Raw genomic sequence first — 16,570 nt, 5'->3', positions numbered from 1 at the left:
TCTGTCCTTTGAGCTGCGCATGGTAGGCAGCGCGGTTGCCCGCGTCGATACCGCTATGCTTGATACTTTGTTTGACTGAACTGAACAATGGCCGCCACCACAAGCACTGCCATCCACACCCAGCTTCACCGCGTGCAGACTTTTCTGGCCGTGGTGGAACTGGGCAGCTACACCAAGGCCGCCGACTACCTGAACATCAGCAAAGCCATGGCCAGCCTGCATGTAAAGGCGCTGGAAGAAGCCCTGTCCATTACCTTGCTGGTGCGCAGCACGCGGTCGGTGGCGTTGACGGAAAGCGGCCAGCAGTTCTATGACGAGTTCAAGCAGATCTTCGGCCATATCGAAGCTGCATTTGACAATGCCCAGCACGGCAGCCGCCGCCTGCGCGGACAGTTACGTATCAGCACCACGGCCGAGTTTGGCGAGCGCTATGTGCTGCCGCTGATCCCGCAGTTTGTGCAGCGCTACCCGGGCATTGCCATCATCCACGATGCCAACTCCTCGCTCAGTGATCTGGTAGCCGAAAAGCTCGACCTGGTCGTGCGCCTGGGCAGCCTGGCCGATTCCAGCCTCAAAAGCCGCAAGCTGGCAGATTATGAAATCTGGCTGGTCGCATCGCCCCGGTTGACTGGCCTGCAAGCCGTGCAGCAGCCGCGAGACCTGGTCGATCTGCCCTGGATTGCCAACAGCAATCTGGACAACCCCACGCACTGGGTGCTGGAAAGCGCCCAAGGCCAGCAGGCCGAGGTGCTGGGCCGCGCGGCCCACCAGTCCAATTCATCGAGCGCGATTCGTGCGCTGGCGCTGGCGGGTCTTGGTGTGGCCGTGCTGCCCGACTGGCTGGTGCAGGACGATGTGCGCAGCGGCCAGCTGCAGCGCGTGCTGCCCGAGTACGCCCTGCCCAGCCAGCCGATTCATCTGGTCTTCCCCGGCAGCCGCCACCTGCCGCGCAAGACACGGGCGTTCATCGACTTTCTGGCCGAGCATCTGGTGCGTTGATTTCCCACAAAAACTCAAGACAAAACAACCTCTGATGCTTACCCAGAAAGCGCCAGCAGCTATCAAAAACATAAAATTCATGCCATGCGGCTGCGCCCTAGCCTCGGGCATGGCCGTCTTGCAATCCGCACCAATCCGGGACACTACTGTTTAGCAGCTAGGCTTGGTGCTTACTCTTTGAACGGAAGCGAATCCTTGAGCACAGCCCCCCTCCCCTCTTGCCCCCAATGCGGTCTGGACAACACCTATCCCGATGGCGATCTGCTGATCTGCCCCGACTGCGCCCATGAATGGTCGGCCCATGCAGAAACCATTGCCGATGAAGACAACGGCCCGCGCATCATCAAGGACGCCAACGGCACGCCGCTGGCCGACGGCGACAGCGTGTTGCTGGTCAAGGACCTGAAGGTCAAAGGTTCCTCTACCGTCATCAAAAAAGGCACCAAGATCAAAGGCATTCGCCTGGTCTATGACAACGGTGACCATGACGTGGATTGCAAGACGGACCAGGGTCCATTCATTCTCAAATCCGAGTTTCTGAAAAAGGCCTGAGGCAGCGCTCCCCATCGCTGAACCCCGCGACCCACCAACGCCCGGAGCCATGCCGGGCGTATCCGCAAACACAATGCGGCGGCTCAAAAGCTCTGGCAACCCGCTTGTGCGCATAAAAGCCCAACTGGCTCCTATCCCCATACTCAAAGCGCTGGCCGTTATCAAAAAGACATACTCGGCCACATCAGCTATCTGCAGATGAAACGGCTGTCTGCCCCCGTGCAAGTGCAAGTGCAAGTGCAAGTGCAAGTGCAAGTGCAAGTGCAGCATGGCTCTCGATCGCGCACGCCATCGCCGCTCAAAACTGCAGCATCTCCCGCTGCCTTGCCGCAGCAAGGCCGACCCTAAGGCTTACCCTCGGATGTCATGATCTGGCAACTAAATTGCGGCATGCGTTAAGTCCATTCAGGGCACCAGCCCTACATTGCCCCCTCGAACTCCTTGATTTCTGCCCCGCAGAGGTCAAGACAGGCTGATGCATACCTGTGCTCAGCCAGGTCCAGGCCATGAAGGGCAATAGCAGGAAATGAACCGGGAACTCGAAGGCAAGCAACCCAATCACTGGTCACAACCACAGTCTCCGCCGTGACCTCGTGAGGTCCTGGCACCAAGACTTGGCAGCCTATGCCCTACGGCTTGATGCTGTGGGCCTCTGCGCAGTTCCCCCTGTATTCAAGACAACAAAAAAAGTCCGGCATAGCCCTAGCACAGCGGCTTGCAGCGTCTACGTCGTGATGTTGCAACCCGTGCCGCAAGGAGCCGCCCGGCGCCCCATACCAACTTCCAAGAGACAAGCATGACCCCAAGCGCGACGACCATTTCGGGCGCAACGCCCAGGCAGGACACCAGCCACGACATCGATGCAGACAACGCGCTGTATGCCAAGGTCAGCTGGCGACTGCTGCCCCTGCTGCTGATCTGCTATATGGTCGCCTATCTGGACCGCATCAACATCGGCTACGCCCAGATCCAGATGAAGCAGACGCTGGATTTCGGCGACGCCGCCTACGGCTTTGGCGCGGGTCTGTTCTTCATAGGCTACTTTCTGTTTGAAGTGCCCAGCAATCTGCTGCTGGAGAAGATAGGCACGCGCAAGACGCTGATGCGCATCATGCTGGTCTGGGGTGTCATCGCCACGGCCATGGCCTGGGTCTCGACTCCCATGCAGTTCTATGTCGCACGCTTTCTGCTGGGCGCGTTCGAGGCCGGCTTCTTCCCCGGCGTCATTCTTTACTTCACCTACTGGTACCCCTCAGCCCGCCGTGGCCGCGTGATCTCCATCTTTCTTTCAGCCGTCATGGCCATGGCCATCGTGGCCGGACCGCTGTGCGGCGCCATCCTCAAATATATGGATGGCATCGACGGCCTGCATGGCTGGCAATGGCTGTTTCTCATCCAGGGCCCTCCCGCCTGCATGCTGGGTCTTATCCTCTACTTCTACCTGCAGGACAAGCCGGCCGACGCAGGATGGCTGACAGACGCCGAAAAAGCGCGCCTGCAACACAACATCGCCAACGACAGCGGCCAAGTTGCTCACCACGGCGGCCACGGGCAAAAGGCGGCCCACAGCAGCGCCACTCTGGGACAGTTGCTGCGCGACCCCAAGGTCTATGCCCTTTCACTCGTGTATTTCATGATGCACGGTGCCACCTATCTGTTTGTCTTCTGGATGCCTACCGTGATTCAGGGCCTGGGCGTGCAGGACGTGCTGCATGTCGGCATCTACTCGGCCATTCCCTTTGTGGCGGGCTTCTTCGGCATGATTGCCTTCGGTATCAGTTCCGACCGCTTCCGCGACCGCCGCAGGCATTTGTTCATCGCCACCGGCATGGCCATTGCCGGCCTGATCGTCACCCTGCAGATGCACGGCCATCTTGAGGGCTCGCTGATTGCCCTGGCCTTCACGCTGATCGGACTTGCGGCCCTGCCCCCGCTGTTCTTTGCCCTGGTCAGCGACTATCTGTCACCGGCCGTGGCCGCCGGTGGCATCGCCCTCATCAGCAGCCTGGGCAATCTGGGTTCGGCCGCCAGCCCCTCACTGGCGGGCTTGATGACCCAATACACAGGCAACAAGCAGTACAGCATTTATCTCGTGCTGGTGATGCTGATCCTCTCGGCACTGGTGCTGATGCTGGCAGCGCGCGGCTCCAAGACTAGGCGCGGCTAAGCCATGCCGGGCGCGCTTGCCAGGCAGCGCCCCACCTGCACTGCCCGCCGGTCTACTGGCTGGCAGTTTCGATGCCGGACGCAGAAGATTTCATTAAAAATGACCGCTAACGCTACCCTTTGAAGCACTAGCAGCTATCAGAATCATTCCTCAAGCTGCGCTTCGGCCAAGGGATTCGCCTTGTAACTCAGCCAGCCTGCCGCCACAGACTTGCCCGCAGCAGTGCCTGCGCGGCGGTCGCTGGGGTGCGAGCGCCCCTCGCTCACCACCACTTCGGCAAAGTCAAACGGGCTCATGCCCGCTATGCAAGCCACATTCACACCATACTGATGCGGCGACGAGCGTCGCTGATGGAAGGTATAGATGCCGCAATGCTTGCAAAAGAAATGCTTGGCCTGCCCGGTGTTGAACTGGTAGAGCGTCAACGCATCCTGGCCCTGCAGCACCTCGATTCCGCTGAGCTCTGCCGACACGGCCACCGCCCCACGCATGCGGCAAAACGAACAATTGCAGCGCCGCGCGGTGTTCAGACCGTCGCTGAGCAGCACGGTAAAGCGCACTGCGCCGCAGTGGCAGGCGGCTTGGAGCGGTCGGGAAAAATCAAGGCTGGGGGTTGGCACGGGTTTGTCTCCATCAATACGGTTCTTATCGGTAGTGCTGAAACCAGCGACATTCAATATCCATCAAATCAGACTCAAGTGCTTATGCAGCAAGCACAAGAAGCTATGAAGTATAAAATTTCCCGATCAGGAAATTCTTGACTTGCAGCACCTGATTTCAATCAATATTTCCCGTTCGGGAAATTAAATTGACATCGCTACGCTCCGATCTAGGCGTGAAATCGCGCGCGCTCAGGCCATGCGCCGCAGCGTCAAGGCGCAGCGCTGCTCTATCAATTGCACAATCTGCTCCACCACCGCATTGCCCGCAAAACCATGCTGCTGCGCGGCCTGAAGTTTGCGAGCAGTGATGGGAAGCTCGTTCGCCAGCTCCTGCAAACGCTTGCGCGTCGCGGCCTTGGCTAGGCCTGCTTCTTCGGCAAACTGCTCCCAATGCCTGGCCTCCAGCTCGCAGAACTTGTATTTGCTGCCAATCTTCATTGTCATCTTGGGCATCAGCTGGGGGTAGATCGCCGTAGCCAGCAGGTCGTAGAACGGTGCCAGCACAGGGCTACGCCCGCCATAAAGCAGAGAGAAATTCTTGCCATGCGCATCATGGTTGCCTATCAGCGCGTTGAAGATCACCCCATCCAGCAACCTCAACACCTGCGGCGCGCTGGGGCGGGTCACGCTGCGCAGCAAGGCAAAGCATTGCGCCAGGCCTGGCCCGCCCTCGTTCTGGTACTTCGTCTCGGGCACCACGCACAGCGCCTGGCAAAAGTCTTCCTGATGCATTCGCTGCAGTTGCGGCGAATGCTGTGCATCATTCTTCAGCACGCGGTCGTAGCGCGCCACCAGCAAAAACGAGCGACCCAGCACGCTATGGACTCGGGCATTGGCAGGCCTCAGCCCCATCACCTCAGCCAGCAGCATGCAAAAGCCTTCATTGGCCACGCTGTCCTCCACCATATGGATGGCGGGCTTCAAAATATGCGAACTGGGCGCGCCGTTGCGCGGCAGGCCAAAGCGCTGACCATCAAAAACCACGGGCAACTTATCCTGCGCGCCGGCCAAAGATAGCCGCAGGCCGTCGTCTCCCGCCAGCATAGGGCGACGCGGTAGCTCGTCCAGCAGAGCGAGCAGCTTTTCATCGCTGAGCCAATCCACATCGGCCGCTGCCCCGGTCGCCCCAGTCCCGTTAGTCTGCGGCAAGGCTTGCCCCGGCTCCAGAAAAGTCACCGCCCCCGCGCACTCGCCGCCAATATAGTCCAGCAACGCAAAATCATTCTGGCCCGACACCTGAAACTGCTGGGCAATCAAGCGGCGCATCTGCCCCTCGGGCAGCAGACCGGCGAAGAAAGGCCGGGTCTGATGATCGCCAAAGGGTTCGGCCTGCAAGGGCAACGACTGCGACAAAGCCGTAGCCTGCGGCAGCGCCAACCAGGCGGGCGCATAGGCAAAGCTCAGCCGTCCATGCACCAGTGACAGGCTGCCGACGCGCCGCTCAAACAGCCAGACGTCGAGTTCATGCGCCATGGCCTGCACCCTCTGCTACACCCTCAGAAGCTGTATCCGGCAAGCCTCCCAGCTGCAACTCCCCGCCCAGCGCATCGATCACGCGTAGCACATGCTCCAGCCGTACCGTGGGCTTGCCAGCCTCTAGATCCACAATAAATCGCGTGCCCACGCCTGCGGCCAAGGCGAGTTGAGGCTGGGTCAGGCCCAGTTGTTTGCGGGCTGTGCGCAGAGCGGTGCCTAGTTGGTCGGTGGTATGGATCGTGGACATGAGGTGACTGAGTCTAAAAATTCCCGTTCGGGAAATTATGCGCCAGAGCACCGTGAAAAGGAATCTATATTTCCTGATCGGGAAATTACCCAACCAGCGCGCCCTCTGTTGCTGGCGACAAAGCGATACTGATTTGATAGCTTCTTGTGATTATTTTGATTAGGGATGAAAAGGTTTTGGCTTGTTATTTTGTTTTAGCCTCATGCCTGATTGAAGGACAGATACCGGGTTTCGCCCCGACGAGCAACCTACTTTCTGTGGCCAGAAAGTAGACAAAGCGCCTGGCTCTACTGCCGCGTCCCCCTTCGCTGCACCATGGGGCAAACCTGCGCCGCCAACCTCTTGTTGCCGTGCTGCAAAACTCACTGCTGCTCAAATAAATTGGCACAAATTTGATAATGATGCGTTTGCACTCTGCAGTGCAGCTGCCCGCAACAAGAGGCAGCCATCGCAGGCGCGGGCGAAAGGGCAAGGGAGGCGGGATAGCTTCTTTATCAAAATAGATAGGTGCTACCGCTTGATAAGTAAGTGCTAGAAGCCATTTCGTCACAAATCAGGCAAGCCGCCCAATCCCGGCTCCTCACCCTTGTGTCTACGCCTGCGGCTGCTGTTCAGGCAGCAGGCATTGGTACCGAAGAGCGCCCATGCATCATTATCAAATTTTTGGTACTTTGTTTGAGCGACGCACCCAGCGCCAAGCGAGTTTTTCCGCACCTCAGTCTGAATAGCGTGACGCAGGTTTGCCCGTAGCGAAGTGTAGGGACGCGGACAGTAGGGGCGTATCTTTTGCCTTCTTTGCTTGCACGAGCAAGAAAAGAAAGTCGCCTATCCGGGCGCGCCCCTGCATCTGTCGCTTGCGACGATATATCACTAAACGGCAAAGTCCCGAGTTTCTTCAATTTTAAAAACCAATTTAATTAAATAGATACTAAAAATCATAGTAATTATCCAACAGCCCGGTCTTAACAAAACGATCCAATATTAAATATCGAACACGATAACTATGCTCATCATTAGTGCTTCGACTTGCATTAATATAAGAGATGATATCCGGGTTACTTAAATCCGTTTTCTTAAGAACTTCAAAGCTTTCAATTCTATCTCTAATATCATTAATTTTTTGATTATTTCTAACAAGCCAATAATAAACTGGTATTACGCCAGAATTTTTCAAAAGATCATCTTTAACATCAAATCTTTTAGCTAACAAGTCTAGATTTCTCTTAACAGTATTTTCAATTTCCTTAAAATCTTTCTCCGCACTTACGGCCTGCAAAACAAATCTATCAAGATTTACTTTCTTTGTCTCAACAAAACCACCTCTATGCTCAAAAAGTACAATTTTTGCCGCAGCATTTTCATGTTGTTTTCTCAGATTACTGAAATCAACATTATTTGTAAAAAATTTATGAGCAGCAGCCTCTTTTATTACGCGACCAGCCTCGCTCACAATAGCGCTTCTCACCTCCGATCCAGTTAATGGCTTACTTTTGTTTAAACGAATAAATAATTCATTAATTCTCCCCTCTCTATTTGTCAAAACAGCCATCGCTGAAAGATTAAAGCTTTCGAAGCGCTTGAATATTTTAGGATATCGATTATTAATTTCAACTGCATTCAAACCCGCAATTTTCACACTTGGATCAGCAAAATAAATAAAATCTTTATCTAATTTTAAAGACCCATCCATAAAATCAAAAATAGCTTCAAAACGCTGTCGCCCATCAATCACAGCATACATTTTCCCAGACTTATTCAGCTCACTGCTGTAATAAGAAAAATCAGCTATGTAAAATTTAGGCATATCAAATCCATTGATTATTGAATCGATAAGATAGGCCTTATCCTTAGTATTCCATATCCCAGATTTCCTTTGATAAGGAGGAGATAAATCAAGCATATCTCTCTCTGCATACCACCAACCTATACTCGTTGTAGAAAATGGTCTAACTACAAATTTTTCTTCGCTCATTTTAGAACCCAAAATAAGTTTTCAACTCAACACTTAGACCAGAGAAATCTGGATATATAACGGAATGCGTATATCCAATAGAAAGCATTTTTTTATAAAGATTGTCTTTCTCTGAAGAAGGAATTAATATCTTAATTAAAGAATCTCCCGCATACCCGATATCTTCCATTGGAGTTAGTGATTTACAAAACATTGTAAAATTACCTCTCTGGGCCGTTATTCTTGAGTTTATATGATCACCATAAATCGCAATAGGATCAGACATCGCAAAATCGTCCCCCGGATTAGAAAGAAACCTCCTCGCATTTTCGAACGAAGTATCCGGTATTCTATCGAGACCTTGATTATTTAAAGATTTTTTATTCCACTTTATTGGATCAAGCATCCAAACCACTGCATCTTTATCTTTTTCAGAAGAGGACAAAGCAAAATAAAGAGCAATAAATGGATTTTCACTCCAATCAAGCAACCTAGTTGGCACGCCAAAATGCTGCTGCATGAATATTGCATCAAAGTCGTTTGATGCAATTCTCCCTTCGTAGAAAGGGGGGCTAGTCTGGGCAAACCTTCTTTTAATATTTGCCTCTAAATCAACCACATCTATTTCAGAGTTTTTAACCTTTTTGTGCCTAAAAAGACTTGGCTCAAGCTTATGCTCCTTAGCATTACCAGACCCCCTAAACCATTTAATATTTGGATCTATATTCAAATATTCTTCAATTGCATTCGTGAAGCTTGTCAAAGAATTTATATTTATTTCTTTAATCATTCGAAAATCTTTTTCCAAATAAAAATTTGGCTCCATTATTTCAGCAAGAAAAAATCCTGTCAAACATCACAGATAAATCTTAAGAACAAGAAATGAGCAACAATATTGCTATTTGTATAAACTAGTACTCACTTATAAAACGCAAGCAGCTAAAAAAAGGCAGCCCAAAGGCTGCCTTTTTTAGCAAGCGATAACGCTTGATCGATACGCTTACTTGCGTGTGGGTGGCACGTCCGTGCAGGAACCGTGCGCCACTTCCGCCGCCATGCCGATGGACTCGCCAAGGGTTGGGTGGGGGTGGATGGTCTTGCCGATGTCCACGGTGTCCGCGCCCATTTCGATGGCCAGGGCGATTTCGCCGATCATGTCGCCTGCGTGTGTGCCGACCATGCCGCCGCCCAGGATACGGCCGTGGCCGTGGGCTTCGGGGGAGTCATCAAACAGCAGCTTGGTGAAGCCTTCGTCGCGACCGTTGGCGATGGCGCGGCCGGAAGCAGCCCAGGGGAACAGACCCTTCTTGACCTTGATGCCTTGTGCCTTGGCCTGGTCTTCTGTCAGACCCACCCATGCCACTTCAGGGTCGGTGTAGGCGACCGAAGGAATCACGCGGGCGTTGAAGGCGGCAGCAGCCAGTTCCTTGTTGCCTTGCAGTTCGCCGGCGATGACTTCAGCAGCGACGTGCGCTTCGTGCACGGCCTTGTGTGCCAGCATGGGCTGACCCACGATGTCGCCGATCGCGAAGATGTTGGGCACATTGGTGCGCATCTGGATGTCGACGTCGATGAAGCCGCGATCGGTCACAGCCACGCCAGCCTTGTCGGCGCTGATCTTCTTGCCGTTGGGCGTGCGGCCCACGGCTTGCAGAACCAGGTCGTAGGTCTGGGGTTCGGGCACGGTGACGCCGTCCTTGGCAGGAGCGAACGTGACCTTGATGCCTTCGGGCGTGGCTTCGGCACCCACGGTCTTGGTGTTGACCATGATGTTGTCGAAGCGTGGCGCGTTCATCTTCTGCCAGACCTTGACCAGGTCGCGGTCGGCGCCTTGCATCAGGCCGTCCATCATTTCCACCACGTCCAAGCGTGCGCCCAGGGTGCTGTAGACGGTGCCCATTTCCAGGCCGATGATGCCGCCGCCCAGAATCAGCATGCGCTTGGGCACTTCCTTCAGGTCCAGAGCACCGGTGGAATCGACCACGCGGGGGTCCTTGGGCATGAAAGGCAGGTGCACGGCTTGCGAGCCTGCAGCGATGATGGCGTTCTTGAATTGAACGATCTTCTTGCTGCCGGTCTTTTCCTGGCCTGAACCGGTGGTTTCTTCGACTTCGATGTGGTTGGCAGACACGAAGTTGCCGTAGCCACGCACGACGGTGACCTTGCGCATCTTGGCCATCTGGCCCAGACCGCCGGTCAGCTTGCCGATGACCTTTTCCTTGTGGCCGCGCAACTGGTCGATGTTCACTTCAGGAGCGGCAAACTTCACGCCAGCCACTTCCAGATGTTTGACTTCACCCATCACGGCAGCCACGTGCAGCAGGGCCTTGGAGGGGATGCAACCCACGTTCAGGCAGACACCGCCCAGGGTGGCGTAGCGCTCGACCAGCACGACCTTCAGGCCCAGGTCGGCTGCGCGGAAGGCGGCGGAGTAGCCGCCAGGGCCACCGCCCAGAACGACCACGTCGCAGTCCATGTCCACGGTGCCGGCAAAGTTGCTGGCCACGGGAGCTGGAGCGGCAGCCACGGGGGCGGCCACAGGTGCGGGAGCGGCTGCGGCGGGCGCAGGCGCTGCGGCTTGTACCGGTGCGGCAGCACCGGCTGCCACTTCCAGCGACAGCACGACGGAGCCTTCGGCAACCTTGTCACCGACCTTGACCTTGATTTCCTTCACAACGCCAGCGTGGCTGCTAGGAATTTCCATGGAGGCCTTGTCGCTCTCCACGGTGATGAGGGACTGGTCCACGGACACGGTGTCGCCGGCGTTGACCAGCAGTTCGATCACGCCCACTTCGGCGAAGTCGCCGATGTTGGGTACCTTGATATCGATGAGGCTCATATGCGCTCCTATCTTGGTTTTGTCTCTGCGCCGCCTGAAGGATCAGGCAGCAAAAACGATTTTTCTCGGTTTGAAGCCGGACGGTGACGCCTTAGCTCCAATCAAAGGTCTGCAGCACGGTACGGCTTTGGGGCTCGTAGAACAGCAGGATTTCGCAGTCATGCCCCGTGAACTCGTTGGCATAGGTGCTGGTGATGAACTCGAACGCAGCGCCCGTTTCCGGGTGAATGGGGTGAATACCGTCATCCGTACCAATGCCGCTGAGCAGCGGGTTGGTCAGATTGCTCCAGTTACCACCCCACGCAGGCCCGCCCAGCACGCCGAGCAGATAGCGCCCTGAAGTGGAGTCATAACAGTCCGTGCCTGGCTCATACAAAGGCAGCTTGGCAACTTCAGCAGCGTCATTCCAGGGCTTGGCGGCATTCCAGCCATGGGCCAGAAAGTCCCGCCTGGCCTGCTCATAGGCCGCGTGCTGGATTGCGTAATGCAGCTCCATCACATCGCGCCATGAGTACTTGGCCTCGTGGTGCAGTTCAAACGGCGGCACAACCCCAAGTTTGACCAGTTCACGATGCTGGCTGCGCACCTCGCGCCAGTCGAGCGATTTTTCCGCCCAGTCGGCCCGATCCTGCTCCAGCATGAAGTAGCGCCAGTCGCCCAGCAGCTCGTACCTGCCTTGTTCGTTGAGCTTGAAAGCCAGCCAGTCAGGCTTGAGCAGCGCGTTGCCAAACTCCTCACCGCCCCACTCCCCGACTTGCCCTTCGTAGGGCTCGCAAGGGGCGACGAGATGAAGCGGCCCGCTCCAGGCATCGTCGAGCAGCGCCAGGTCGATGCTGACCAGCGGCAAAAAATGCCGCGCGTACTTCTCGACCGGCTCGGCGAAGACGTCAGCCACATCCGGAAAAGGCCGGATGCCGGGGATGACGCCACGCAGATGCTCGATGGGATGCTGTCTCAGGTTCTTCATCTCACTCATGGGCTGGCAAGGTGAAGCGCAAAGCATCTAAAAAGATAGCTGCTTGCGCAGTTCAGATAAGCGCTACAGGCCGATTTCACTAAAATCGGCCTGCCTGTCAGCTGCTTAGAGCAGGATGCGGCGGTAGTCGGCCAGCACAGCGCCCAGATAGGCGTTGAAGCGTGCGGCTGCTGCACCGTCGATGACGCGGTGGTCGTACGACAGCGACAGAGGCAGCATCAGGCGAGGCACGAACTGCTTGCCGTCCCACACGGGCTTCATGGCGCCCTTGGACAGACCCAGAATGGCGACTTCAGGCGCATTGATGATGGGCGTGAAGTTGGTGCCACCGATGCCGCCCAGAGACGAGATCGAGAAGCAGCCGCCTTGCATGTCCGCAGCACCCAGCTTGCCGTCGCGGGCCTTCTTGGCCAGCTCGCCCATTTCCTGGCTGATCTGCAGAATGCCCTTCTTGTCGGCATCCTTGAGCACGGGAACGACCAGGCCGTTCGGCGTGTCAGCGGCAAAGCCGATGTTGAAGTACTGCTTGTAGACCAGAGTGTCGCCGTCCAGAGAGGCGTTGAACTCGGGGAACTTCTTGAGCGCAGCCACCACGGCCTTGATCACAAAAGCCAGCATCGTCACCTTGACGTCGCTCTTGGCCTTGGCGCTTTCGGCATTGGTGGACACGCGGAAGGCTTCCAGCTCGGTGATGTCGGCCTCGTCATTGTTGGTGACGTGGGGGATGACCACCCAGTTGCGATGCAGGTTGGCACCCGAGATCTTCTTGATGCGCAACAGTTCCTTGCGCTCGACAGCACCGAACTTGGCGAAGTCGACCTTGGGCCAGGCCAGCACTTCCAGACCACCGACATTGCCGCCGGAGGACTTGGGAGCCACAGCCTGCTGAGCCAGGGTCTGCACGGCGCCAGCCATCACCGACTTGGTGAAGGACTGGATATCTTCGGCCGTGATGCGGCCCTTGTTGCCCGAACCCTTGACCTCTGCCAGAGGCACGCCCAGTTCGCGAGCGAACTTGCGCACCGAAGGCGAAGCATGGGGCAGCTGACCCGAAGGCGCCACCGTGGGGTTGTGGGCTGCGGGCGCTGCCACAGGTGTTGCAGCCACGGGAGCAGCGGCCACAGGAGCAGCTGCAGCAGCCACGGGGGCGGCAACAGCGGCTGCCACGGGAGCGGCGGCCTGCACGGGAGCAGCTGCTGCGCCCTGCACCGTCATCTGGCCGACCACGTCGCCCACGTTGACGGTATCACCCAGTTTGATGGTCAGCGCCGTGATGGTGCCAGCCGAGGGCGAAGGAATTTCCATCGAGGCCTTGTCGGACTCCACCGTGAACAGCGATTGCTCGACAGCCACGGTATCGCCCACCTTGACCAGCATCTCGATCACGGCCACGTTCTTGAAGTCGCCGATATCGGGGATCTTGATGTCCACGGTGGAAGACGCTGCAGGAGCCGCGGCCACAGGAGCTGCAGCCACGGGTGCAGGAGCAGCGGCCACGGGTGCAGGAGCAGCGGCCACGGGGGCAGCCACGGGTGCGGCGGCGGCAGGTGCGGGAGCCGCGTCGGCGGTTTCCAGCATCACGACCACGGAGCCTTCCTTGACCTTGTCACCCAAGGCTACCTTGATTTCCTTGACCACGCCAGCCTGGCTGGAGGGGATTTCCATGGAAGCCTTGTCGGACTCCACGGTAATCAGGGATTGCTCGACCTTGATGGTGTCACCCACCTTGACCAGCACTTCGATCACGCCGACTTCGGAGAAGTCGCCAATATCGGGGACCTTGATTTCTGTCAATGCCATGTTATCTGTCTCCCCTTCTTAGGCGTGCAGCGGGTTGATCTTGTCGACGTTGATGCCGTACTTCTTGATCGCTTCGGCCACAGTCGTGGCGTTGATCTTGCCTTCATCGGCCAGACCGCGCAGTGCAGCCACCACGATGTAGTGACGGTTGACTTCGAAGTGCTCGCGCAGCTTGGCGCGGAAGTCCGAGCGACCGAAACCGTCGGTACCCAGCACCTTGTAGGTACGGCCCTTGGGCATGTAGGGACGGATCTGCTCTGCGTAGGCCTTCATGTAGTCGGTCGAAGCGATCACAGGGCCTGGGTGGGCAGCCAGTTGCTGGGACACGAACGGAACCTTGGCGGCTTCCAGGGGGTGCAGCATGTTGAAGCGGTCCACTTCCTGACCTTCGCGGGTCAGTTCGTTGAACGACGGGCAGCTCCAGACATCGGCGGCAATGCCCCAGTCCTTTTCCAGCAGTTCCTGGGCGAAGAAGGACTCGCGCAGGATGGTGCCGGAGCCCAGCAGTTGAACGCGCAGGCCGCTCTCGGGCACCTTCTGGCCAGGCTTGACCATGTACATGCCCTTGAGGATCTGCTCTTCCGTGCCGGCTTCCAGGCCGGGCATGGGGTAGTTTTCGTTCAGCAGCGTGATGTAGTAGAAGATGTTTTCCTGGTTCTGCACCATGCGACGCAGACCGTCCTGCATGATCACAGCCACTTCGTGCGCGAAAGTGGGGTCGTAGGTTACGCAGTTGGGGATGGTGTTGGCCAGGATATGGCTGTGACCGTCTTCGTGCTGCAGGCCTTCGCCGTTCAGCGTAGTACGGCCCGAGGTGCCGCCCAGCAGGAAGCCGCGCGCTTGCAGGTCACCAGCCGCCCAGGCCAGGTCGCCGATGCGCTGGAAGCCGAACATCGAGTAGTACACATAGAACGGGATCATGACCCGGTTGCTATGGCTGTAGCTGGTGGCCGCAGCGATCCAGCTGGACATGCCGCCGGCTTCGTTGATGCCTTCCTGCAGGATCTGGCCGGCCTTGTCCTCGCGGTAGTACATCACCTGGTCCTTGTCGACCGGGGTGTATTGCTGACCGTGAGGGTTGTAGATACCAACCTGACGGAACAGGCCTTCCATACCGAAGGTACGGGCTTCGTCCACCAGAATGGGCACCACGCGGGGGCCGATGTTCTTGTCGCGCAGCAGCTGCGTCAGGAAACGCACATAAGCCTGGGTCGTGGAGATTTCACGGCCTTCGGGTGTGGGCTCCAGGATGGCCTTGAAGGTGTCCAGCGCAGGAGCGGTGAACTGCTCGTCAGCTTGCTGGCGACGGTGCGGCAGGTAGCCGCCCAGAGCCTTGCGGCGCTCGTGCAGATACTTCATTTCCGGCGTATCGTCGGCCGGCTTGTAGAAAGGAATGTCCGCGATCTGGCTGTCGGGGATCGGGATGTTGAAGCGATCGCGGAAGGCCTTGATGTCCTCGTCGCTCAGCTTCTTGGTCTGGTGAACGTTGTTCTTGCCTTCACCGACCTTGCCCATGCCGAAGCCCTTGACGGTCTTGACCAGCAGCACGGTAGGCTGACCCTTGTGGCCGTTGGCAGCGGCAAATGCTGCGTAGACCTTCTGCGAATCGTGGCCGCCGCGGCGCAGGTTCCAGATCTCGTCGTCGGACATGTGCTCGACCATCTTCAGCGCGCGAGGATCGCGACCGAAGAAATGCTGGCGAACGTAGGCACCATCGTTGGCCTTGAAAGCCTGATAGTCGCCGTCGTTGCATTCCATCATGATCTTCTTGAGCACGCCGTCCTTGTCCTTGGCCAGCAGCTCGTCCCAGCCCTTGCCCCACAGCAGCTTGATCACGTTCCAGCCGGCACCGCGGAATTCGCCTTCCAGCTCCTGGATGATCTTGCCGTTGCCGCGCACGGGACCGTCCAGGCGCTGCAGATTGCAGTTGATCACGAAAACCAGGTTGTCCAGGTTCTCGCGCGATGCCAGGCCGATGGCGCCCAGGGATTCCACCTCGTCCATTTCACCGTCGCCGCAGAACACCCAGACCTTGCGGTTTTCGGTGTTGGCAATGCCGCGTGCGTGCAGATACTTCAGGAAACGCGCCTGGTAGATGGCCATCAGCGGGCCCAGGCCCATGGACACCGTGGGGAACTGCCAGAAGTCGGGCATCAGCTTGGGGTGGGGGTAGCTCGACAGCCCCTTGCCGTCCACTTCCTGGCGGAAGTTCAGCAGTTGCTCTTCGGAGATACGACCTTCCAGGTAAGCGCGGGCATAGATGCCGGGCGAAACGTGACCCTGGATGTACAGGCAATCGCCGCCGTGGTTTTCGTTCTCCGCGTGCCAGAAATGGTTGAAGCCGGCCGCAAACATATTGGCCAGCGAAGCGAAGGAGCCGATGTGACCGCCCAGATCACCACCTTCAGGGGGATGAATGCGGTTGGCCTTGACCACCATGGCCATGGCGTTCCAGCGCATGTAGGCACGCAGACGACCTTCGATCTCGAGGTTGCCGGGGCACTTTTCTTCCTGGTCGACTTCGATGGTGTTCACGTAGCCGGTATTGGCCGAGAAAGGCATGTCCACGCTGTTTTGGCGAGCGTGTTCAAGCAGATCCTCGATCAGCTTGTGAGCATAGTCCGCACCTTCGCGGTCGATCACCGCAGAGAGGGCATCCATCCACTCGCGCGATTCTTGTTGGTCCAGGCCGGCAGGAAAGCCAGCGCCTTTGGGATCAGTCTGAGCTGTCATTGTGAGTGTCTCCTTCGAGAGGGGGTAGCTTTATCACGAAGCAGTGAGTGCGGCATCACACGGGTGCGGCAAGCGCCACACCGCATAACGCGTGGCACAGCACCTTCGGGTGCTCCCCGGATTAAACCGATTCACTGTGTCGATCGCTGGCGAGTTTCGCACATTTTT

General features: G+C 57.0%; 12 protein-coding genes. 3 read left to right on the top strand and 9 right to left on the bottom strand.

Annotated features, from left to right (window positions below):
- Positions 1-87: 87 nt before the first annotated feature.
- From CTR2_RS12615 to CTR2_RS12605, 3 genes are all read left to right on the top strand, one after another.
- Positions 88-999 (top strand): LysR family transcriptional regulator, encoded by a 912-nt coding sequence (locus CTR2_RS12615; RefSeq protein ID WP_087083638.1) that lies wholly within the window; start codon positions 88-90, stop codon positions 997-999.
- Positions 1,000-1,194: 195 nt separating this feature from the next.
- Entirely contained in the window at positions 1,195-1,551 is a 357-nt protein-coding gene (locus tag CTR2_RS12610; RefSeq protein WP_087083640.1) for a zinc ribbon domain-containing protein YjdM, read from the top strand.
- Between the two features lie 796 nt (positions 1,552-2,347).
- Positions 2,348-3,718, top strand: coding sequence for an MFS transporter (locus CTR2_RS12605; protein ID WP_087083642.1), 1,371 nt, complete (start codon positions 2,348-2,350; stop codon positions 3,716-3,718).
- 143 nt (positions 3,719-3,861) lie between these two features.
- Here the strand turns inward: CTR2_RS12605 and CTR2_RS12600 are convergent, their stop codons facing one another.
- The 9 genes from CTR2_RS12600 to aceE form a co-directional block, all read right to left on the bottom strand.
- Positions 3,862-4,338 (bottom strand): GFA family protein, encoded by a 477-nt coding sequence (locus tag CTR2_RS12600; RefSeq protein WP_087083644.1) that lies wholly within the window; start codon positions 4,336-4,338, stop codon positions 3,862-3,864.
- 231 nt (positions 4,339-4,569) lie between these two features.
- Positions 4,570-5,853 (bottom strand): type II toxin-antitoxin system HipA family toxin, encoded by a 1,284-nt coding sequence (locus tag CTR2_RS12595; RefSeq protein WP_087083646.1) that lies wholly within the window; start codon positions 5,851-5,853, stop codon positions 4,570-4,572.
- On the bottom strand, positions 5,843-6,103 hold the full coding sequence (locus tag CTR2_RS12590) for a helix-turn-helix transcriptional regulator (protein ID WP_087083648.1): 261 nt from the start codon (positions 6,101-6,103) through the stop codon (positions 5,843-5,845). Before CTR2_RS12590 ends, CTR2_RS12595 begins: the two co-directional genes overlap by 11 nt.
- Before the next feature lie 928 nt (positions 6,104-7,031).
- Positions 7,032-8,075: a DUF262 domain-containing protein gene (locus CTR2_RS12585; RefSeq protein WP_087083650.1), complete on the bottom strand. Its 1,044-nt coding sequence runs from the start codon at positions 8,073-8,075 to the stop codon at positions 7,032-7,034.
- Between the two features lies 1 nt (position 8,076).
- Entirely contained in the window at positions 8,077-8,844 is a 768-nt protein-coding gene (locus CTR2_RS12580; RefSeq protein ID WP_087083652.1) for an FRG domain-containing protein, read from the bottom strand.
- Between the two features lie 210 nt (positions 8,845-9,054).
- Positions 9,055-10,893 (bottom strand): dihydrolipoyl dehydrogenase, encoded by a 1,839-nt coding sequence (lpdA, locus tag CTR2_RS12575; protein WP_087083654.1) that lies wholly within the window; start codon positions 10,891-10,893, stop codon positions 9,055-9,057.
- A gap of 91 nt (positions 10,894-10,984) precedes the next feature.
- Positions 10,985-11,860 (bottom strand): hypothetical protein, encoded by an 876-nt coding sequence (locus tag CTR2_RS12570; RefSeq protein WP_087083656.1) that lies wholly within the window; start codon positions 11,858-11,860, stop codon positions 10,985-10,987.
- Between the two features lie 114 nt (positions 11,861-11,974).
- A complete protein-coding gene (gene aceF, locus CTR2_RS12565) occupies positions 11,975-13,669 on the bottom strand; it encodes a dihydrolipoyllysine-residue acetyltransferase (RefSeq protein ID WP_087083658.1) in 1,695 nt (564 codons plus the stop codon).
- Positions 13,670-13,687: 18 nt separating this feature from the next.
- Positions 13,688-16,402: a pyruvate dehydrogenase (acetyl-transferring), homodimeric type gene (aceE, locus tag CTR2_RS12560; RefSeq protein ID WP_012838308.1), complete on the bottom strand. Its 2,715-nt coding sequence runs from the start codon at positions 16,400-16,402 to the stop codon at positions 13,688-13,690.
- Positions 16,403-16,570 lie beyond the last annotated feature (168 nt).

The sequence above is a fragment of the Comamonas thiooxydans genome (genome assembly GCF_002157685.2).
GTDB classification, from domain to species: Bacteria; Pseudomonadota; Gammaproteobacteria; order Burkholderiales; family Burkholderiaceae_C; genus Comamonas; species Comamonas testosteroni_H.
Note: the sequence above shows the minus strand (reverse complement) of the source record. Positions and strands in the feature narration are given on the sequence as shown.